Genomic DNA, 19,788 nt, shown 5'->3' with positions numbered 1-19,788 from the left:
AATCCGCCGGGCGTTGGTGCTATTGCGGTGGATCACCGGCGGCGCCCCGGGTCCGTGGTGCCGCCCGGCACGACAGCGGCCGGCGGGGGCCGGGTGCCCCGCCGGCCGCGCCGGTCCTGGACCGGCGTCGGTCCGCTGTCGCGCCGCTGTCGGTCCGTCGGTTCCGGGCGGGTCAGCCCGCCGTGCCGAGGAAGCTCTCCCAGCCGCCCGCCGGCGCCTGGCCGACGTTGAGCGAGCGCAGCTTGCGCAGGGTGGACTGGTCCTGCACCTCCAGCCACTCGACCAGCTGCTTGAAGGAGACCAGCCGGACGTCGGGCTTGCTCGCGACGGCCTTGAGCGTCTGCTCGACGGCGTCCATGTAGATGCCGCCGTTCCACTGCTCGAAGTGGTTGCCGACGAAGAACGGCGCGCGGTTGCTGTTGTACGCGCGGTCGAAGCCCGCCAGGTAGGAGTTCGTGGCCTGGGTGCGCCAGTCGTTGTACTTGGCCGGGTCGCCCTTGGTGCTGCCGCCGGACTGGTTGGCCAGGATGTTGTAGTCCATCGACAGCACCTGGAAGGTGTGCCCGGGGAACGGGATGGACTGCAGCGGGAAGTCCCAGACCTTGCCGTCCTGGACCTTCTGCGGCCATATCTGCAGGCCGCCCGCGGAGCTGGCGTCGTACTTCCAGCCGAGCTGGGCGATGGTCGGCAGCAGTGCCTTCTGCCCCTCCAGGCACGGGGTGCGGCCGCCGATGAGCTCCTTCTTGTAGTCGAAGGGCAGCGGATCGACGTCGGTGAAGCCGGTGTTGGTGCGCCACTGGGTGACGAAGCCGATCGCCTGGTCGATCTCGCTCTGCCAGTCCTCCGGGGTCCACATGTTGACCCCGTTCTTGTCCGGGCGGCTGGAGCAGAAGTGCCCGTTGAAGTGGGTGCCGATCTCGTGCCCGGCCAGCCAGGCCTGGCTGATCAGCTTGAGCGTGCTCTTGACCGCGCCGTCCGACAGGTACGGGATGTCGGAGGCGCCGACCGAGTGCTTCGGCGGGTGGTACAGCTCGGCCTTGCTCTTGGGCAGGGCGTAGATCCCGGAGAGGAAGAAGGTCATCGTGGCCTTGTACTGCTCCGCCAGCTTCAGGAAGCGGGGGAACTGGCCGTCGTCGGTGCCGCCCGCGCCGTCCCAGGAGAACACCACGAACTGCGGCGGCCGCTCGCCCGGCTTGAGCTTCTCGGGCTTGGGCTGGTTCGGCTGCGCACCGGTGTCCGCGGTGGAGCCGTCGCCGATCGGGGTGCCCTTCGGCGGCGCCGCCGGGGACGGGCCGCCGGTGCCGCCCTGGGTGGTGCTCGTACCGCTGCCGGAGCCGGGGGTGGAGGAGCCTTGGCTCGAACCGGATCCGTTGCTGGAGCAGGCCGCGACCGCGCCGAGGGCTGCGGTCGCGGCGGTTGCACTGAGCACCGTCCTGCGCGAGATGCTGGTCATGGTCTCCCCTGGGTGCCGATGCCGGTGGTGAGGGCGGCGCGTGGCCGCACCGGGCAAATCGGGCAATTGATGTGTATTCCGCCGTTAGCTTGTCATGTCGCCGTGGCGGCCACCAAGGTCGCCGGACTCCGACGACTCTCAACACGCCGGGCGCACCCGGCTGGGCTGCAGCGATCCGTCGTCTGTTGCCGTCCTGTGACGCTTCGCACTCCGTGCGGCCCGGGCAGTACGCTACCGCCGGTCCGCCCGGCCCCAGCCGGAGTTCGTCGGCGTTCGGCCTGATTGTTCGCCCTTTTGGGAAAACTTTTGCCCCTTGTCGGCCCGGTTGCTACGAAGTCGGGCAGGGGCGGACCGGCGTGTCACGGCAGGCCGGTCAGACCGTGACGAGCCGCCGGTTGCGGCGCACCACCCGCGCGACCGCCGTACTGATCGCGGTGGCCGCCGCGCAGGAGACCACGAGGCTCAGCCACGCGGTGTTGAACCAGTGGCTGTTCAACCAGCCCAGCGTCACGATGTAGGCGGCCCAGACCAGCGCCGCCAGCGCGGACCAGTGCAGGAAGCGGTGCGGATGCGCGGGGGAGTGGCCGATGGCCAGGTCCAGGACGGTGCGCCCGGCCGGGACGAACCGCGCGATCACCACCATCGCGGCGGCCGCGCCGTGCGGGCGCTCGACCAGGGCCTCCTGGACCCGGGCCACACTGGCCGCCAGCTTGGGGCGCCGGGCGAGCCGGCGGTGCAGCACCGGGGCGCCGCGCCGCGCCAGGTGGAGCAGGAGGACATCGCCCAGGAACGAGGCCACCGCCACGCCCAGACCGAGCATCAGCGGGGCGCCGTTGACCTGCGCCGTCTTGAGCACGGCCAGGATGACCAGCGTCCCGCTGGGGATGAAGGGGAGGAGGGCGTCTCCGAGGACGGCGACGATAGCCAGGGCGCAGATCCACGAGGATCCGATCGCCGCTACGAAGTTCAAGGCCCTTACTCCCTCCACGCCGCCCGAGCGAGCAGGTGGCTGTATCGGGTCAACGCTAGCGCCTCGACTCTTCATGCCCTGAAGCACCCCGGTATGCCGTGGATCACGACCGCCGGTCCCGCCCGCCCGCCGGGGTCGCGGGCCAGGGGGGCCGCCTGGCATCCGGGCGTGGGAACAGGGAGCCCCCGCCGGTGGTTGACCCCGGTCGCGACACACGGACAGCCAGGAGGGCGGACGGCATGACCACCGAGGACCAGCAGGAGCACGGGAGCGGGCCGACGGTCGGCGCGGCGATCAGGGGCACCGCCCGCGGCGGGGCACCCGCGCCGCTCTCGATCCTCGACCTGGCCACCGTCGGCGTCGGCTACACGCCCGCCGAGGCCCTGACGGCCACCACCGCGCTGGCCCGCAAGGCCGAGCAGTGGGGCTACCACCGCTTCTGGGTGGCCGAGCACCACGGCATGCCCGGGGTGGCCAGCTCGACCCCGGCCGTCCTGCTCGCCCATCTCGGGGCCAACACCACCACGCTCCGGCTCGGTTCGGGCGGGGTGATGCTCCCCAACCACGCCCCGCTGGCCATCGCCGAGCAGTTCGGCCTGCTGGAGGCCCTGCACCCCGGCCGGATCGACCTCGGGCTCGGCCGCGCCCCCGGCACCGACCCGGCCACCGCCCGCGCGCTGCGCCGAGGCCTCGCCGAAGGGGCGGACGACTTCCCGCAGCAGCTCGCCGAACTGACCCACTTCCTCGACGGCGACTTCCCCGCCGGCCACCCCTACGACCGGCTGACCGCCGTCCCCAAGGGCGAGGGCCGCCCGCCGGTCTGGCTGCTCGGCTCCTCCGGCTTCAGCGCCCAGCTCGCCGGGCGCCTGGGCCTCCCGTTCGCCTTCGCCCACCACTTCAGCAGCGCCAACACCCTCCCGGCGCTGGACCTCTACCGGTCGTCCTTCCGCCCGTCCGCGGTGCTGACCGAGCCGTACGCGCTGATCGGCGTGAGCGCGGTCGCCGCCGACGACGAGCCGACGGCCCGCCGCCTCGCCCGCTCCGCCGCCCTCGGGATGCTCCGGCTGCGGCGCGGCAACCCCGGCCCGATCCCCACCCCGGAGGAGGCCGAGCAGTACCCGTACAGCCCGGCCGAGGCGGACTTCATCGACAGCTGGCTCGACAACGTCGTGCTCGGCGATCCGGGCCAGGTCGCCGACGGACTGGAGGCCCTGCGCAAGCGGACCGGAACCGACGAGCTGATGGTCACCTCGCACATCCACGGCCACGAGGCCCGGCTGCGCTCCTACGGCCTGATCGCCGAGGCGTACGGCCTGACGGCCCAGGCCTGACCCGGCCCGCCCGCGCCCGGCCCCGCCTGATCCCGTCTGATCTCGCCCTCGCCCGACCGGCGCCTACCGCCCGCCCAGGGCGGGGCGGCCCTCGCGGAGTATGGCCGCGACCAGCGCCGCCTCGCCCGGCCGGGCGAAGTACCAGCCCTGGGCGGTGTCGCAGCCGGTCAGCCGCAGCCGCTCGGCCTGCGCGGCGCTCTCGATGCCCTCGGCCGTGACGGTCAGGCCGAGGGTGTGGGCCAGCTGCACCATCGCGCCGACGATCTGCTCGTCGGCGTCGCTGCGGCGGGCGCCGAGTTCGGGGCGGAGCGGGCGGTCCGCGGGGGCCGGGTCGCGGAAGCCCTCGATGAAGGAGCCGTCGAGCTTCAGCACGTGGACCGGCAGCCGGGAGAGGTAGGCCAGGTTGGAGTAGCCGGTGCCGAAGTCGTCGATCGCGATCCGCACGCCCATGTCGGCGAGCGCCTGCAGGGCCTCCAGGGGGCGTCCGCCGGGGCCGAGCAGGGCGCTCTCGGTGATCTCCAGCTGGAGCAGCCGGGCCGGCAGACCGGTGTGTTCGAGGGCCCGGGCGACGTCGGCGACGACGTCCGAGTCCCAGATCTGGCGGGCCGCCAGGTTGACGCTGACGAAGGTCTCGTTGTGGGGGAACTCGGTGAGCCACTGCCGGGCCTGGCGGCAGGACTCCTCCAGCACCCACTTCCCGAGCGGCACGATCGCGCCGGACTCCTCGGCGAGCGGGATGAAGCGGTCCGGGGAGAGCGTCCCGTAGCGGGGGTGGCGCCAGCGGACCAGTGCCTCGGCGCCGTGCACGGTGCCGTCGGCCAGGCCGACCAGCGGCTGGTACTCGATGGTGAACTCGCCGCGTTCCAGGGCCGGCCGCAGTGCGGTGGCCAGCAGCTGGCGGGTGAGCTGGTGCGCGCCGCGGTCCGGGTCGTAGAGGGTCCAGCGGGCGCGGCCGTCGGCCTTGGACCAGTAGAGCGTCGCGTCGGCGTCCTTGACCAGGTCGGTCGGGGTGGTCTCGTGGACGGACCGTTCGACGACGCCCACGCTCGCGGTGATCACGAGTCGGTGCCCGGCCACGTCGAAGGGGCGTTCCAGCACCTCCAGGATCCGGGAGGCCAGCTCGGTGAGCTGTTCGCTGCCCCGGCTGTCGGTGACCAGGACGGCGAACTCGTCGCCGCCCATCCGGGCGACCAGGTGGGTGTCGTGGCCGGAGAAGCAGCGCCGCAGCCGGGTGGCGACGGCGGTCAGCAGCTGGTCGCCGATGTGGTGCCCGAGGGCCTCGTTGATCGCCGCGAAGCCGTCGAGGTCCAGGTAGCAGACGCCGACCCGGCGCCCGTCGCCGGCGGCCGGGCCCGGCCCGGCCTCCTCGGTCACCGCGAGGCAGGCGGCGTCGAGCCGCTCGAAGAAGTAGGTCCGGTTGGGCAGCCGGGTCAGCGGGTCGTGCAGGGCCTGGTACTGCAGCCGGTCGCCGAGCCGGCGCTGCTCGGTGATGTCCTCGACCAGGGCGAGGGTGTAGAGCGGCTGTCCGGTGCCGTCCCGGATGAGCGAGACGGTGACCTTGCTCCAGACCTCATGGCCCTCGCGGTGCTTGAGCTGCTTCTCCACGCGGAACCGTTCCCGCTCCCCGTGGACGAGTTCGGCGAAGAGCCGGCCCGGCATGCCCTCCGGGTCGATGATCTCGTGCAGGGGGGTGCGGACCAATTCGCCGACACCGCGTCCGATCAGGGCGGCGAAGGCGGGGTTGACCTCGATGATCCGGTCGTCGGGGTCGATCAGGGCCATACCGATGACCGCGTCGCAGAAGGCGGCCCGGAACCGGGACTCGCTGGCCCGCAGGGCGGCCAGCAGCCGGTCGTCGCCGCCGTCTGCCGAGCCCGGCCCGCCGCCCGCCACACCGGATCCGTCGGCGGCGCCCCGGTGCGGGCCGCCGGTCAGCGGGGCCGAGCAGGTGGGGCAGAGCAGCACCTCGGGCTCCTCCAACGTCCGGCAGGCGCCGAGGGCGGTGGCGGATCCCGCGGCCGGGCCGTCGAGGAACGGCGCGGCGAGGCGGCGGTGGTGTGGTGGTTCCTCGTGCCGCACGCCCGGGTGGTGTGCGTCGGCCCCCTCGTTCTGGCCCGGCACGGCATGCTCCCGTCCGCTGCTGACGCTTGACGATGGTCCGGCCGGCCAGTCGTGACCCGGCGGTCGGCTGCGCACTCTGTCGCGGTCCTCGGAGTCGGTCCGCTGCGGGACGCCCGGCGTGGGGCGCTCTCGCGCGGGGATCCGCGGGAAGAACAGGGCGCTGCGGCCGATCATAGGCCGCGACGACCACGCGCCGTGACCGCCGCCAGGGTGATTCGCCCCGTTTGTGATCATGAATGGCGGTACCTGCAGACGCCCCCGGTACACATCACCTGATGTGCGCCAGGGGCGTGTGCGCCGAGGGCGCGCTCCCGGGCGCTGGTTGCGCGCCGGGAGCGGGCCGGGAGCGGGCCGGCGGTGGACCGGCAGTGGGCCGGCCAGTGGACCGGTGGTGGGCCGGCTCAGGCGAGGTTGGCCGTGAGGGTGATGGTGGTGCCGGTCAGGGCCTGGCTGACCGGGCAGTTGGCCTTGGCGTCCTCGGCGGCCTTGACGAAGCCCGCCTGGTCCAGGCCGGGCACGTCGCCGGTGACGGTCAGGTGGATGCCGGTGATGCCCTCGCCCGGCTGGAAGGTGACGTCGGCCTGGGTGTCCAGCGTGGTGGGCGGGGTGCCGGCGCCGGCCAGGCCGTGCGACAGGGCCATCGAGAAGCAGGCCGAGTGGGCGGCCGCGATGAGCTCCTCCGGGCTGGTCTTGCCGTTGGCCTGCTCGGCGCGGGCCGGCCAGGACACCGGGAACGTGCCGATGCCGGACGACTCGAAGGCCGTCTGGCCCTGTCCGTGGACGAGGTCGCCCTCCCAGGCCGTACGGGCGGTGCGGGTGGTTGCCACGATCGGTACCTCCATTACTGGGGGACTGCTGAGCGGTCACTTCCGGTCATGCACGCACCACCCTACGGGCAGCCCTGTCCGCCGCCGCCGTGTGCACGCCGGACGGCCCGGCGTCCGGACGGTGTCCGGATCGTGGACGGATCAGGGTGAGCGTGAGGGGCCGGAGCAGGGGCCCTGTTAGATTTGCCCGGGCCCGAGCCCGGCCGCCGTACGGCCGGGCGCCCACCCAGACACCGGGAGCCGCCCCGATGACGGACCACCCCACGACCCCCGACGCCGGCCAGTCCGAGGGGATCGACGACGCCGTACGCGCGGAGCTGACCAGCCTGCGCGAGAGCATCGACAACATCGACGCCGCGGTGGTCCACATGCTGGCCGAGCGGTTCAAGGCGACCCAGCGGGTGGGCCGGCTCAAGGCCGCGCACAAGCTGCCGCCGGCCGACCCGGCGCGCGAGCGGGACCAGATCAGGCGGCTCCGGGAACTGGCCGCCGGAGCGAAGCTGGATCCGGTCTTCGCTGAGAAGTTCCTGAACTTCATCATCGCCGAAGTGATCCGCCACCACGAGGCCATCGCCCGCGCCTGACGGGCGAGCGGCGGCGGGCGGAGCGGGAACTCCCGCGCGGCGCACGTCCGTTCCGCAGGCCCCCGGAGCGGCTCGGGGCGTCCGGTGTTGTCGGCGGCGGCTAAATGCCCGATTTCGTCAGGCTCCACCGTTGGCGTAGCGTGCAGGTTTCCCCAGCCGGAGAGGTGGAGCAGCGACGATGGCGGTGAACCTGCCCGAAACGCCCAGCGGAATCCCCAGCGGAACGCCCGGCGATCCCGCCGCCCCGGACGCCCCGGACACCCCGGACACTCCGATCTCCCCGGGTGCCCCCGAAGCCCACCGGCCGCCCGGCGGTCGCGCCGAGGCCCGGCGCCGGGCCCGTGGTTCGGGCGGTCGCCGCGCGGGTCGCGCTGGCCGCTCGGCCCGCCGCCCCCGGGCGTGGTGGATCGAGCTGCCGGTGATGGCCGCCGTGGGTCTGGTGGTCGCGCTGCTGATCAAGACCTGCCTGTTCCAGGTGTTCTCCATCCCGTCCGGTTCGATGGAGAACACCCTGCGGATCGGCGACCGGGTCGGCGTGAACAAGCTGGCGCCGCTGACCGGCTGGGTGCCGGAGCCGGGCCAGCCGGTGGTGTTCAAGGATCCGGGGGGCTGGCTGCCGCCGCAGCCCACCGACCCGAACCCGGTCACCGACACCGTGAGCTCGGTGCTCAGCTTCGTCGGGCTGGTGCCGCCGAAGGACGACAACTACCTGGTCAAGCGGGTCATCGCGACCGGCGGCCAGACCGTGCAGTGCGAGGGCACCACGCTGAGCGTCGACGGGCGGACGGTGAACGAGCCGTACCTCCACCCCGGCGACGACTCCTGCGCGGGCCTGGACTTCGGACCGGTGAAGGTGCCCGCGGGCTACGTCTGGGTCGAGGGCGACCACCGCAGCGACTCGGCCGACTCCCGCTACCACCAGCGCGGCCCCGGCGGCGGCGCCGTGCCGGTGGGCAACGTGGTCGGCCCGGTGTCGGGCGTCGTGTGGCCGCTCAACCACCTCGACTGGTTCGGCTGGACCGGCCGCTGAGCCCGCGCTCGGCGCCGACCCGGTCCGTGGACCGCCCCGCCGCCCCCGCCGCCCCTGCCGGTTCCACCGACCCGGCCGCCGGATCCGCCGCCGGCTTGCTCGCCTGAGCCGCGATGGCCCCGGCCAGCACCAGCAGGCCACCCGCGAGCTGCGGCAGCCCCAGGTGCTCGCCGAGCAGCACCCAGGCCAGCACGGTGGCGACCACCGCCTCCAGGTTGGCGACCACCCCGGCGACCGGCGGCGAGAGGTAGCCGACGGAGACCACGCCGGTCAGGTAGGCCAGGACGGTCGCGACCAGGACCATCCAGGCGGCCGGCACGAACGCGGGCAGGGTGTGCCCGTTCATCACCACGTCGCCGCCGAGTGGGCCCCAGTCGGCCTGCCACGGGCGGGTGACGGCGGTGAGCAGGACGGCGCCGACGAGCAGTCCGTACGCGCTGACGGCCAGCGGGTCCACCGGGCGCTCGCCGCGGCGGCCGGCGTCGGCGAGCACGAAGTAGCCGACCTGACAGAAGGCCGCGCCGAGCGCGAAGAGGACGCCCAGGGCGTCGAAGCTCAGGCCGTTCCAGACCTCGACCACGCAGGCGAGGCCGGCCACCGCGACGCCGGCGCCGATGGCCGCGCCGCGGCTGATCGGCTTGCGCTGCACGAACTTGACGTAGCCGATCAGCAGTGGCGGCCCGAGGTACTCGATGAGCAGGGCGACGCCGACCGGTATCCGGGAGATCGCCGCGAAGTAGCAGGCCTGGACGCCCGCCACGGCGAGCAGGCCGAAGCCGAGCAGCAGGCCGGGGCGGCGCAGGACGGCGTCCCGGTGCCGGTAGGCCACCGGCAGCAGGGCCACGGCCGCGCCGGTGACCCGCAGCCACACCACGTGGAGCGGGGAGAGCCCGGCCTCGATGAGCGGCTTGGCCGCGGTTCCGGAGCCGCCGAAGGCGAAGGCGGAGACCAGGGCGAGGCTGAGGCCGAGGGTTCGGCCCGAAGGGAGGGTGGGCGAGGCCGTTGTTCTGTGCACCGCCGCATTGTGACAGTCATACCGATGGTTCGGTAAGGCGCCATTCCGGCATTTGGTCCTGCTTCGAACTGTCCGCAGTGGCGCCGTCACCAGCCCGTCACGACGGCGTTCCCGCAGGTCAGGCGGGCCCAGGGCGGCAGCGCGGCCCCGGGCCCGCCGGTCAGCCGCCGGAGCCCGACGAGGCCCCCGCGCCCGCGAGCGAGCCCGCCCCGCCCGTGGGCTGGGTGGTCGGCTGCGAGGTCGGGCCGGGGGTCGGCTGGGTGGTCGGCGTCGGCCGGGTGGTGGGCCGTCCGGTGGGCCGGGACGTGGGCTGGGTGGTCGGCTGGGTGGTCGGGGGAGCCGTCGGAGCCGTGGTCGCCCCGCCGCCACCACCGGTGGCGCCGCCGGTCGGGGTGCTCGCCCCGGCGCCCGATCCGTCGGCCGGCGGGGTGGCCCCGGTGCTCGGGGCGCCGGTGGCCGCGCCCGTCGACGGGGTGCCGCTCGGCGTGCTCGGGGCGGTCGGCAGGTCGGTGGCGCCCGCGGCGTCGCCGCCGTCGGCCGGGGTCGGAAAGTCGCCGACCGGCTGGCCCTTGAGCGCGGCCTTCATGTACCCGGTCCAGATCTGTGCCGGGTACTGGCCGCCCGCCGCGTCGTCGATCCCGCCGACGCCGCTCAGGCTGACCTGGGCGCCGGTGCCCGGATCCTGGCCGAACAGCGCGACCGAGGTGACCAGCTCCGGGGTGTACCCGACGAACCAGACCGACTTCTGGTCGTCGGTGGTGCCGGTCTTGCCCGCCACCGGACGGCCGAGCGCCTTCGCCCGCCAGCCGGTGCCGCCCGGGTCGCTCACCACGCCCTGCAGCATCGAGGTGACCCGGTTGGCGGTGTCCGTGCTGATCGCCTGGGTGGTCTTGTGCGCGGGCAGCGACACGGCCTCACCCTCGCGGTCCACCGACTGCACCAGCCACGGGGTGATCTGCTTGCCGCCGTTGTCCAGCGTCGCGTAGACGCCCGCCATGTCGAGCACGCTCGGGGTGGCCGCGCCCAGCGGGATGGACGGCACCGGGTCGAGGCCCGGGGTGTTGCCGGGCAGGCCCAGCGCGATGCCGGTGTCCTTGACCTTCTGCAGCCCGGTGTCCTGCGCGAGCTGGGCGAACGCCGAGTTCACCGACCAGTCGACGGCCTGCTGCAGGGTGATCTGGCCGTAGCTCCTGTCCCCCTCGTTCGGCGGCGCGTACGGGGTGCCCTTGCCGCCGCGGACCTTCCGGCCGCTGGTGCCGTCGTACACCGTACGCGGGGTGACGGTGCGGCCGTCCTGGGTCTTGGCGCCGTTCTCGAACGCGGCGGCCAGGGCGATCGCCTTGAACGTCGAACCGGCCTGGTAGTCGCGCCGGGTCGCGTTGTCGACGTAGTGCTTCAGGTAGTCGACGCCGCCGTACAGGGCGACGACCGCGCCGGTCTTCGGGTCCACCGAGGCGGCGCCGGCCTGGGCGGCCGCGTCCTTCTTCCGCTTGTCCGGGTTCAGGGTGTCGTGCAGCTGCGCCTGGACGGAGTCCTGCAGGGCCTGCTGGCGGGCCGGGTCGATGCTCAGCTTGATCGTGTAGCCGCCCTTGGCCAGCTCGGTCTCGCTGATGACCCCGGCCGAGGTGAGGTACTGGGTGGCCGCGTCCACCAGGTAGCCGGACTGGCCGGACAGGCCCGGGTTGGGCTGCGGGTCGCGGACGTCCGGGAAGGTGGTCGCGGCCCGGTCCCCGGCGGAGAGCCAGCCCTCCTTGACCATGCCGTCCAGCACGTAGTTCCAGCGGTTGACGGCGTTCTGCTTGCCCGCCGCGGTGGCGGTGGCCACGTCGTAGGCGCTCGGCGCGTTCAGCAGGGTGGCCAGGTAGGCGCCCTGCGCGGGGTCGAGCGCCGAGGCGTCGACGCCGAAGTACGCCTGGGCGGCGGCCTGGATGCCGTAGGCGCCGCGGCCGTAGTAGGAGGTGTTCAGGTAGCCGGAGAGGATGTCGGCCTTGTTCTCGGTGGCGTCCACCTTGATGGCGATGAAGAGTTCCTTCACCTTGCGGGTGATCGACTGCTTCTGGCTCAGGTAGGTGTTCTTCACGTACTGCTGGGTGATGGTGGAGCCGCCCTGGGTGCCCTCGCCCTTGGCCGTGTTGACGGCGGCGCGGAGCAGGCCCTGGACGTTGACCGCGCCCTCGTTGTAGAAGTTCCGGTCCTCGGCGGCCAGCGCGGCGTGCTGGGCGGCCGGGGAGACCTTGTCCAGCGTGACGTTCTGCCGGTTGGTCTGGCCGGTGCGGGTGATCACCGAACCGTCCGCGTAGAGCCAGGTGTTGCTCTGCGCGGTGGCGGCGGCGTGCGCGTCCGGGACCTTCACCAGCGTGATCCCCAGCACGAACAGGCCGACGCCGAGCAGCAGCGCCGAGACGAAGCCGAGCAGGGTCGTCCGCCAGGTGGGTATCAGCCGGCGCCAGCCGGTGCGTTTCGGACGGCGCGGCTTCCCGCCGCCCGGCCCGCCGGACACACCGGCCGGGCCGGCGGAGCGCTTGAGCCGCTTGACCGGACGGAGACTGATCGGCGGCGTGCGACGGCCGCCCTGGGCGTTTCGGGACAAAGCGCGGCCTTTCCTGCGGGCGGACCGAAGCAGCCTGCACGAATGAGGGTCATCGGTGAGAGGGACCTTCGTCCCGATTCCGGTTGTACTGCCCTGGACGAGCGGGACGGGCCGAATGGCTCCGCCGGATCGCCGATCGAGACCGACATCACACACAAATCGGACGTCGAGGGGCCAAAAAATCGGGAGCCCCTCGCTGCTGCGAGAGGCTCCCCGGTGTCTGTGCGCCGCCAGGGACTCGAACCCCGGACCCGCTGATTAAGAGTCAGCTGCTCTAACCAACTGAGCTAGCGGCGCCTGCTGACCCGGAAAACAATACACGGTCCCGAGGGGTGCCCCGAACCACTCCCGCCCGCTGCGGACCGGTATATCCCTTTCCTCCCGGTTGGGTAGGAGTTCGCCGCTGGCTAGGGTGGAACCGTGCCCAGCCCCCCGCCAGGCCACCGCGCCGGAGCCCCCCGCACCCCCGGCGACCCCCGCAGGCCGGACGACCCCGCCACCCGAGCGTGCTTCCTGCGCATCGACGGCGTCCCGCTGCACGTGCGCACCGAGGGCAGCGGCCCGGCCTGCCTGCTCAGCGGCGGCCTCGGCAGCAGCTGGTTCGACTGGGACCTGGTCGTCCCCTTCCTCACGCCCTACCGCACCGTGGTCCGCTTCGACCGGCCCGGTTACGGGCTGAGCGCCGCCGAACCCGCCACCGGTCGGCCCGCCCCGACGGCGGCCGGCGAGGCCGACCGGATCCGGGCGGTGCTCGACGGGCTCGGACTGCGGGAGCCGTGCACCGTCGTCGGCCACTCGCTCGCCGGCTTCCACGTCGAGTCCTTCGCCCGGCTGCACCCCGACCGGACCGCCGGCCTGGTCCTGGTCGACGGCAGCGCCGAACCGGGGGCCCGGCCGCACCCGGCGCCCGCTGCGCGCGACCTGGCCGCCCGGGCGGTGGCCGGCGCCGCGACCGCCCTCGCCGTGCCCTACCTGCTCGGCCCGACCGCCCGCCGGGCGGCGGCCCGGCTGTCCACCGTCCGCCGAGCGGACCTCGCCCCACAGCCGCTGGTCCGGCACTGCTACCGCACCGGCCGCGCCCTGCGCGCGCTGCTCCGGGAGAACACCCGCTACCTCGACCTGGCCGCCGAGCTGGACGGGCTGCGGCGCGCCCGGCCGCTGCCCGCGGGCCTGCCGGTCACCGTGCTGGCCGCCGACGACGGCCGCCGCTCCGGCCGCACCGAGGCCTGGCTGGCCGAGCAGCGGGAGCTCGCGGCACTGCTCGGCGCCGACTTCCGCACCACCGCCCCGGCCGGGCACCTGGTGATGTTCGACCGCCCGGACGCGGTGGCCTCGGCCGTACTCGACACCCGCTGAACACCCGTGGCACCGCAGCGCCTCGGCCACCTCGGCCCGGAAACGCCTCAGGCCGCCCACCGGAGTGGACGGCCTGAGACCTTGCCATGTGCGCCGCCAGGGACTCGAACCCCGGACCCGCTGATTAAGAGTCAGCTGCTCTAACCAACTGAGCTAGCGGCGCCTGCTGACGTCGAAGACTTTACACGGCGCCGCCGCGATCCGCCGAATCGTATTCGAGTGGTCACCTTCCGTGATCGCCGCCCGCCGGTGGCTCCGGGTGATGGCAGGCCGCCTGGTGGTCCGCCCCCGTCGGGCCGTCGAGTGCCGGCCGTTCCTGCTCGCAGCGGGCCCGGTCCGCCGGGTCGGCGAGTCCGGCGTAGCGCGGGCAGCGGGTGCGGAAGGGGCAGCCGGTGCGGCGCTCGGTGGGGGAGGGCGGGTCGCCGGCCAGCAGGACGCGGTCGCGGGCGCGTTCGGCGGCGGGGTCGGGCAGGGGGACGGCGGAGAGCAGGGCTCGGGTGTACGGGTGGCGGGGGCGGTCGAAGACGGCGGAGACCTCGCCCTGTTCGACCGTCCGGCCGAGGTACATCACGCTGACCCGGTCGGCGAGGTGCCGGATCACCGAGAGGTCGTGGGAGACGAACAGGTAGGAGAGGCCGAGCTCCGCCTTGAGCGCCTGCAGCAGGTTGAGCACCCCGGCCTGGATGGAGACGTCCAGGGCCGAGACCGGTTCGTCCAGGACCAGCAGTCTCGGCCGGACGGCGAGCGCCCGGGCGATCGAGACGCGCTGGCGCTGGCCGCCGGAGAACTGGTGCGGGTAGCGGACGGCGTGCTCCGGGTCGAGGCCGACCTGGCGCAGCAGCCCGGGCACCCGGCGGGCGATCTCCTCGCGCGGGGTGTGCTGGGCGAGGAGGGGTTCGGCGACGATGTCGCCGATCGGCATCCGGGGGTCGAGGCTGGCCATCGGGTCCTGGAAGACGATCTGCACGTTGGCGCGCAGCCGGTGGGCCTCGGCCCGGGTGAGCCCGGCGGTGTCCTGGCCGAGCAGTTCGATCCGGCCGGTCTCGGGGGCGCCGAGCCTCAGCAGTTCGAACAGGGTGGTGGATTTGCCGGAGCCGGACTCCCCGACCAGGCCGAGGGTCTCGCCCTCGCGCAGGTCCAGGTCGACGCCGTCGACCGCGTACACCTCGCCGACCTTGCGCTTGAACACCGTGCCCTTGAGGAGCGGAAACGTTTTGCCGAGGCCGCTCACCGACAGGACGGGCGTCCGGGCGGAGCGGTCGCCGCCGGCGCCGGCGGGGGCGGGCAGCTCCGGAACGGGGTAGACCTCGGCCGGCGCGGGCCGCCGCTCGGCGAGCTCCGCCGACCGTACGCATGCCGCCAGGTGGCCGTCCGTGCCCTCCAGGGCGGGCTCCGCCGCCGAGCAGCGCTCCTCCGCCAGCGGGCAGCGCGCCGCGAACGGGCAGCCCGGCGGCAGCTCGGCCATCGGGGCCGGGGCGCCGGGGATCGGCACCAGCGGACCGCCGCGCCCGTCCAGCCGGGGCAGCGCGCCGATCAGGCCGAGCGAGTACGGGTGGTGCGGGGCCGCGAACAGTTCGTCCACCCCGGCCGTCTCGACCACCCGCCCCGCGTACATCACGGCGACCCGGTCGGCCGTCCCGGCGATCACCCCGAGGTCGTGGCTGACCAGGACGAGCGCCGCGCCGGTCTCCCGCCGGGCGGTGCGCAGCACGTCCAGCACCTGGGCCTGGATGGTGACGTCGAGCGCGGTGGTGGGCTCGTCGGCGAGCAGGATGTCGGGCTCGTTGGCGACGGCCATGGCGATCATCGCGCGCTGGCGCATGCCGCCGGAGAACTCGTGCGGGAAGCTGTCCAGGGCCCGGTCGGGCGCGGGGATGCCGACCAGGTCGAGGAGTTCGGCGGCCCGGCGGCGGGCGGTGGCCTTGTCCACCCGCTGGTGGATGCGGACCGCCTCGGCGATCTGGTCGCCGATCCGGTAGACCGGGGTGAAGGCGGACAGCGGGTCCTGGAAGACCATGGCGACCCGGCGGCCGCGGATCGCCGCGAGCTCCTTGCCCGGCAGCCCCACCAGCTCCCGCCCGTCCAGCCGCACCGACCCGCTGACGCGCGCCGTGGCGGGCAGCAGACCGAGCACGGACAGTGCGGTGACGGACTTCCCGGAGCCGGACTCGCCGACGATGCCGAGGGTCTCGCCGCGGCGCAGCGTGAGGTCCACCCCGCGGACGGCGGGGACCGGGCCGCGCGGCCCGGCGAAGTCCACCCGGAGGTCCCGGACGGCGAGCAGCGGGGTGTCGACGGCGGTGGGTGCGGCAGTGGGGCCGACGGTGGTGGTCACGGGTGCTTCCTACGGCTGACGGAACGGCGGGGGCGGCGGCGCGGCGCGGCCGCGGAGGTGGGGTCGAGGGCGTCGCGCAGCCCGTCCCCGACCAGGTTGACGGCGAGGACGAACAGCACCAGCAGCCCGGCGGCGAAGTAGAACAGCCAGGGGAACACCGGGGCCTCGCTGGTCCCGGCGGCGAGCAGGGTGCCGAGCGAGACGTCCGGCGGTTTGACCCCGAAGCCGAAGTAGGAGAGCGCGGTCTCGCTCATCACGGCGCCGCCGACCGCGATGGTGGCGTCGATGATGAGGAAGGAGGCGACGTTCGGCAGGATGTGCCGGCTGATGATCCGCAGCGGCCGCACGCCCATGAACCGTGCGGCGCGCACGAATTCGCGCTCGCGCAGGGAGATCGTCATCGAGCGGACCACCCGCGCGGTGATCATCCAGTTGAACAGCGCGAGCAGCAGCACGAAGGCGATCCAGCCCGCGCTCCTCAGCCGGCCGGAGACGACGGTGATGATCAGGAAGGAGGGGAAGACCAGCAGCAGGTCCACCAGGAACATCAGCGCCCGGTCGGCCCAGCCGCCGAAGTAGCCGGCGCAGGCGCCGACCACGGAGGCCAGCACGGTGGAGAACAGGGCCACCAGCAGGCCGATGACCAGTGACTTCTGCAGTCCGCGGACGGTCTGCGCGAAGACGTCCTGGCCGACCCCGTTGGTACCGAACCAGTGCGCGGCGGACGGGGGTTGGTGCAGCGCCGAGAAGTCGGGGGTGGCGTACTGCCAGGGCGTGAGGTACGGCCCGCCGAAGGCGAGCGCGAACAGCAGCAGGACGACGACGCCGCCGGCGACGGCCCCGCGGGCGGCGAGCAGCCGGGCGAGGACCAGCCGGCCGCGGCCGGTCGCCCGTGGCGCGACGGCGGAAGCCGCGGGCTCGGCGGACTCGGTGGGCTCCGTGGGCTCTGTGGGCTCGGCGGGTTCGGCGGAGAGGGTGGTCATCTCGGGTCTCCTCCGGTCAGGTCCGCACGCGCGGGTCGAGGGCGGCGTGCAGGGTGTCGGCGAGGAAGCCGGAGGCGAGGACGACGACGGCGGTGAACAGGTTGATCGCGACCACCGAGTTGACGTCCTGTTCGTTGATCGACTGGATCAGCCACTCGCCCATGCCGTGCCAGCCGAAGATCGTCTCGGTGAAGATCGCGCCGGTGAAGATGCCCAGGAAGCTGTAGGCGAACATGGTCGACATCGGGATCACGGCCGTCCGCAGCCCGTGCTTGAGCAGGGCCCGTCCGCGGGTGAGGCCCTTGGCCTCGGCGGTGCGCAGGTAGTCGGAGCCGAGCACGTCGAGCATGGTGCCGCGCTGGTAGCGGCTGTAGGTGGCGAGGCCGCCGAGGGCCAGCGAGATGGTGGGCAGCAGCAGGTGCAGGGCCCAGTCGGCCAGGTGGGTGCCGAGGCCGCCGGCGAGTCCGGGGGTCTCGTAGCCGGTGAACGGGATCACCTCGTGCCCGGCCGCGTCCTTGGCGGCGATGGCGCCGTTCTTGAGGAACAGCGCGACCAGGAAGACCGGCGTGGAGAGCAGCACGAAGGACAGCACGGTGAGCAGCCGGTCGGAGATCCGGTACTGGCGGACGGCGCTCCACGCCCCGACGGCGACGCCGAGGAGCATGCCGAGCAGGCTGCCGAGCAGCAGCAGCCGCAGCGAGACCCAGACCCGGCGGCCGAAGTCGTCGGTGACCGGGGTGTCGTGGATGGTCCGGCCGAGGTCCGCGTGCAGCAGCCCGCCGGCCCAGTGTCCGAAGCGTTCGACCACCGGGGTGCGGTCGTTCAGGTTGAGCGCGGTGAGCTGGCGCTCGACCGACTCGGCGGACGGGCGGGGCACCTTGGCGTCGAAGTAGGTGCGCGGCTGCAGGGCGGTCGCCGAGACCGCGTACGCGAGGAAGAGGGCGGCGACCAGCAGCACCGCGTAGTAGCTCAGCCGCTTCGCCAGGTAGCGGAGCATCAACGGCCGCCCGGGGTGGGGGCGGGGTCGGTGCGTCTGATGGGCATGGGGTGGTGGCCTTCGGTCGGGGCCCGGTCGGGGCGTCAGGTGGCGGAGGGGTCAGTGCGGTTGGGGAAAGCGCAGGTCAGAGTGAAACACCCGGGAACGGCGGGGGTGTTGCGGCGGCATTGCCGCGCGTGACTTTTGGATCAGGTGTGCGTTCCTCCCCCTGGTGGCGGATCTGATCCGCTGTTACGTTCCTCTGGCTCGGTGCCGGATTGAGTGCCCACGCTCAAGCCCAGTCATGCCTACCGCGGCCCAACTCCCGCTTCGCAGACCTCACCAGGGGGACCTTCATGGACGCTTCCACCACGGCCGGCCGCCTCGGCCGGGCCGCCGCCCTCGCCGTCGCCGTCGCGCTCGCGGTCACCGCGTGCACCTCGGGCGGGGGCGGCTCCGCCGGTGACGTGGCCAAGAGCGAGCCGCCGAGACAGGACGCCCAGGACATCAACGCCAAGCCGTCGGACCAGGTCAAGGACGGCGGCGAAGTGCGCTTCGCGCTGGACCAGTGGATCACCCAGTGGAACCCGCTCCAGGTGGACGGCGGCTCCTACACCGACACGGTGAACCTCGTCCGGGCCCTGGAGCCCTCGCTGTTCGCCACCGACGCCTCCGGCACCTTCCGGCCGAACCCGGACTTCCTGGTGGAGGCCAAGGTCACCTCGGCCTCGCCGCAGGTGATCACCTACAAGCTGAACCCCAAGGCCAAGTGGTCGGACGGCAAGCCGCTGAGCTACCTGGACTTCAAGGCCGACTGGCAGGCGAGCAACGGCAAGGACCCGGCGTACAACATCTACGACCCGTCCGGCTACGAGCTGATCTCCGCGGTCGAGCAGGGCGCCGACCCGAGCGAGGTGAAGGTCACCTTCTCGGAGCCGTACGCGGACTGGCAGAACCTGTTCCGCCCGCTGGTCCCGGCGGCCGGCATCGCCACCCCGGACGACTTCAACAAGGGCTGGATCGAGAAGGTCCCGATCACCGCGGGCGCCCTGAAGATCGGTGTGGCGGACAAGACCGCGCAGACCATCAGCTTCGTCCCGGACCCGGCCTGGTGGGGCACCCCGGCCAAGCTCGACAAGATCACCTTCCGGGTGATGGACAAGGCGGCGAGCATCCAGGCGTACCTCAACAACGAGATCGACCTCGCCTCGGGCGGCACCGCCACCGCGTACGGACAGCTCAAGAACGCCAAGGACACCGTGATCCGGGCCGCCAGCCCGTGGGACGAGGTGCACATCTCCTTCGGCGGCACCGGCGCGCTGGCCGACCAGCGGGTCCGCCAGGCGCTCGGCAAGGCGCTGGACCGCTCGGCACTGATCAAGATCGCCAACAACGGGGTGCCGGTGGAGTTCAAGCCGCTCGGCAACCACATCATCATGCCCAACCAGACCGGCTACCAGGACAACTCCGGCGAGTGGGCCCGGTTCGACCTGGCCGCGGCCAAGAAGCTGCTGGACGACGCCGGCTGGAAGGATGCCGGCAGTGGCCAGCCGCGCACCAAGGACGGCCAGCAACTGGAACTGCACTGGGTGCTCAGCGACGGCACCGCGCAGGCCCAACTCGACCTCGCCACCGCGGCGGCGGCGATGTGGCAGGCGGCCGGGGTGAAGATCGACCTGGACAAGGTCGCCGCCAACGACTACTTCGCCAAGTACGTGACCCCGGGCAAGTTCGACGTCGCGAGCTGGCGCAACACCGACTCCTTCCCGAACTCCAAGAGCCTGGCCAACTTCCGCCTGCCGGTGGGCGACAACACCTTCAGCAACCCGTCGCGCCTGGGCACCCCGGAGATCGACGGCCTGCTGAAGAAGGCGGCCGGGACGGTCGACCCGGACGAGGCCGCGAAGCTCTACAACCAGGCGGACGCCAAGATCTGGGAACTCGGCCACACCGTCGAGCTGTACCAGCGCCCCGCCGTGGTCGCGGTGCGCAAGGGCCTCGCCAACTACGGCGCCTTCGGCCTCGCGCAGGAGGACTACAGCAAGGTCGGCTGGGAGAAGTAGCCGCCGCGGACGGCACCGGGCGGGCCGGGCGGGCCGGGCGGGCGGGACGGCCGCGGCAGGCTCGGGCGAGCGGCACGCGGCAGGTTCGGACGAACGCCGCACGGCAGGCTCTGGCGAGCAGCGCGGTGATCACGAGGCCGGTGGCGCGGACGCA

The 19,788-nt window shown here is 73.2% G+C and carries 14 protein-coding genes and 2 tRNA genes; 5 read left to right on the top strand and 11 right to left on the bottom strand.

Going from position 1 to position 19,788, the window contains the following annotated elements:
- Positions 1 to 172 precede the first annotated feature (172 nt).
- Together AC0B61_RS16470 and AC0B61_RS16465 are read right to left on the bottom strand one after the other, a co-directional pair.
- Positions 173 to 1,453 (bottom strand): polysaccharide deacetylase family protein, encoded by a 1,281-nt coding sequence (locus tag AC0B61_RS16470; RefSeq protein WP_471741361.1) that lies wholly within the window; start codon positions 1,451 to 1,453, stop codon positions 173 to 175.
- Between the two features lie 373 nt (positions 1,454 to 1,826).
- Positions 1,827 to 2,423: a DedA family protein gene (locus AC0B61_RS16465; protein ID WP_471741360.1), complete on the bottom strand. Its 597-nt coding sequence runs from the start codon at positions 2,421 to 2,423 to the stop codon at positions 1,827 to 1,829.
- Positions 2,424 to 2,662: 239 nt separating this feature from the next.
- On the opposite strand from AC0B61_RS16465, the gene AC0B61_RS16460 reads away from it, so the two are divergent.
- Positions 2,663 to 3,754 carry an LLM class flavin-dependent oxidoreductase gene (locus AC0B61_RS16460; RefSeq protein ID WP_471741359.1) on the top strand — a complete coding sequence of 364 codons (1,092 nt, stop codon included), beginning with the start codon at positions 2,663 to 2,665 and terminating at the stop codon, positions 3,752 to 3,754.
- A 63-nt stretch (positions 3,755 to 3,817) separates the two neighbouring features.
- On the opposite strand, the gene AC0B61_RS16455 is transcribed toward AC0B61_RS16460, so the two are convergent.
- Both AC0B61_RS16455 and AC0B61_RS16450 read right to left on the bottom strand, forming a co-directional pair.
- Positions 3,818 to 5,875: a putative bifunctional diguanylate cyclase/phosphodiesterase gene (locus tag AC0B61_RS16455; RefSeq protein ID WP_471741358.1), complete on the bottom strand. Its 2,058-nt coding sequence runs from the start codon at positions 5,873 to 5,875 to the stop codon at positions 3,818 to 3,820.
- 401 nt (positions 5,876 to 6,276) lie between these two features.
- Positions 6,277 to 6,702, bottom strand: a complete 426-nt coding sequence (locus tag AC0B61_RS16450) for an OsmC family protein (RefSeq protein WP_471741357.1) — start codon at positions 6,700 to 6,702, stop codon at positions 6,277 to 6,279.
- A gap of 248 nt (positions 6,703 to 6,950) precedes the next feature.
- Here AC0B61_RS16450 and AC0B61_RS16445 point away from each other — a divergent pair, with 248 nt between their 5' ends.
- Complete coding sequence (locus tag AC0B61_RS16445; RefSeq protein WP_471741356.1) at positions 6,951 to 7,286, top strand: chorismate mutase; 336 nt, start codon at positions 6,951 to 6,953, stop codon at positions 7,284 to 7,286.
- 178 nt (positions 7,287 to 7,464) lie between these two features.
- Positions 7,465 to 8,316 (top strand): signal peptidase I, encoded by an 852-nt coding sequence (gene lepB / locus AC0B61_RS16440; RefSeq protein ID WP_471741355.1) that lies wholly within the window; start codon positions 7,465 to 7,467, stop codon positions 8,314 to 8,316.
- On the opposite strand, the gene AC0B61_RS16435 is transcribed toward lepB, so the two are convergent.
- The 3 genes from AC0B61_RS16435 to AC0B61_RS16425 all read right to left on the bottom strand — a co-directional run bounded on the left by AC0B61_RS16435 (position 8,279) and on the right by AC0B61_RS16425 (position 12,218).
- A complete protein-coding gene (locus AC0B61_RS16435; protein ID WP_471741354.1) occupies positions 8,279 to 9,331 on the bottom strand; it encodes an EamA family transporter in 1,053 nt (350 codons plus the stop codon). The genes lepB and AC0B61_RS16435 overlap by 38 nt on opposite strands.
- Positions 9,332 to 9,491: 160 nt before the next feature.
- Positions 9,492 to 11,921, bottom strand: coding sequence for a transglycosylase domain-containing protein (locus AC0B61_RS16430; RefSeq protein WP_471741353.1), 2,430 nt, complete (start codon positions 11,919 to 11,921; stop codon positions 9,492 to 9,494).
- Positions 11,922 to 12,144: 223 nt separating this feature from the next.
- Positions 12,145 to 12,218 (bottom strand) — tRNA-Lys (locus tag AC0B61_RS16425).
- Positions 12,219 to 12,440: 222 nt separating this feature from the next.
- On the opposite strand from AC0B61_RS16425, the gene AC0B61_RS16420 reads away from it, so the two are divergent.
- Positions 12,441 to 13,277 carry an alpha/beta fold hydrolase gene (locus AC0B61_RS16420; RefSeq protein ID WP_471741520.1) on the top strand — a complete coding sequence of 279 codons (837 nt, stop codon included), beginning with the start codon at positions 12,441 to 12,443 and terminating at the stop codon, positions 13,275 to 13,277.
- A gap of 89 nt (positions 13,278 to 13,366) precedes the next feature.
- Here the strand turns inward: AC0B61_RS16420 and AC0B61_RS16415 are convergent.
- From AC0B61_RS16415 to AC0B61_RS16400, 4 genes are all read right to left on the bottom strand, one after another.
- Positions 13,367 to 13,440 (bottom strand) — tRNA-Lys (locus AC0B61_RS16415).
- Positions 13,441 to 13,500: 60 nt separating this feature from the next.
- Entirely contained in the window at positions 13,501 to 15,612 is a 2,112-nt protein-coding gene (locus tag AC0B61_RS16410; RefSeq protein WP_471741352.1) for an ABC transporter ATP-binding protein, read from the bottom strand.
- Positions 15,609 to 16,595, bottom strand: a complete 987-nt coding sequence (locus AC0B61_RS16405; RefSeq protein ID WP_471741351.1) for an ABC transporter permease — start codon at positions 16,593 to 16,595, stop codon at positions 15,609 to 15,611. Before AC0B61_RS16405 ends, AC0B61_RS16410 begins: the two co-directional genes overlap by 4 nt.
- Before the next feature lie 16 nt (positions 16,596 to 16,611).
- On the bottom strand, positions 16,612 to 17,592 hold the full coding sequence (locus AC0B61_RS16400) for an ABC transporter permease (protein ID WP_471741350.1): 981 nt from the start codon (positions 17,590 to 17,592) through the stop codon (positions 16,612 to 16,614).
- A 335-nt stretch (positions 17,593 to 17,927) separates the two neighbouring features.
- Between AC0B61_RS16400 and AC0B61_RS16395 the strand changes: the two genes are divergently transcribed.
- A complete protein-coding gene (locus AC0B61_RS16395; RefSeq protein ID WP_471741349.1) occupies positions 17,928 to 19,634 on the top strand; it encodes an ABC transporter family substrate-binding protein in 1,707 nt (568 codons plus the stop codon).
- The last annotated feature ends 154 nt before the right edge of the window (positions 19,635 to 19,788 follow it).

Source organism: Kitasatospora sp. NPDC023385 (assembly GCF_055664045.1).
This window is presented reverse-complemented; position numbering and strand designations above follow the sequence as displayed.

Coding starts and splice junctions, on each gene's coding strand:
- lepB (WP_471741355.1), top strand. CDS start 7,465: ATGGCGGTGAACCTGCCCGAAACGCCCAGCGGAATCCCCAGCGGAACG.
- AC0B61_RS16400 (WP_471741350.1), bottom strand. CDS start 17,592: ATGCTCCGCTACCTGGCGAAGCGGCTGAGCTACTACGCGGTGCTGCTG.
- AC0B61_RS16445 (WP_471741356.1), top strand. CDS start 6,951: ATGACGGACCACCCCACGACCCCCGACGCCGGCCAGTCCGAGGGGATC.
- AC0B61_RS16460 (WP_471741359.1), top strand. CDS start 2,663: ATGACCACCGAGGACCAGCAGGAGCACGGGAGCGGGCCGACGGTCGGC.
- AC0B61_RS16395 (WP_471741349.1), top strand. CDS start 17,928: ATGGACGCTTCCACCACGGCCGGCCGCCTCGGCCGGGCCGCCGCCCTC.
- AC0B61_RS16405 (WP_471741351.1), bottom strand. CDS start 16,595: ATGACCACCCTCTCCGCCGAACCCGCCGAGCCCACAGAGCCCACGGAG.
- AC0B61_RS16470 (WP_471741361.1), bottom strand. CDS start 1,453: ATGACCAGCATCTCGCGCAGGACGGTGCTCAGTGCAACCGCCGCGACC.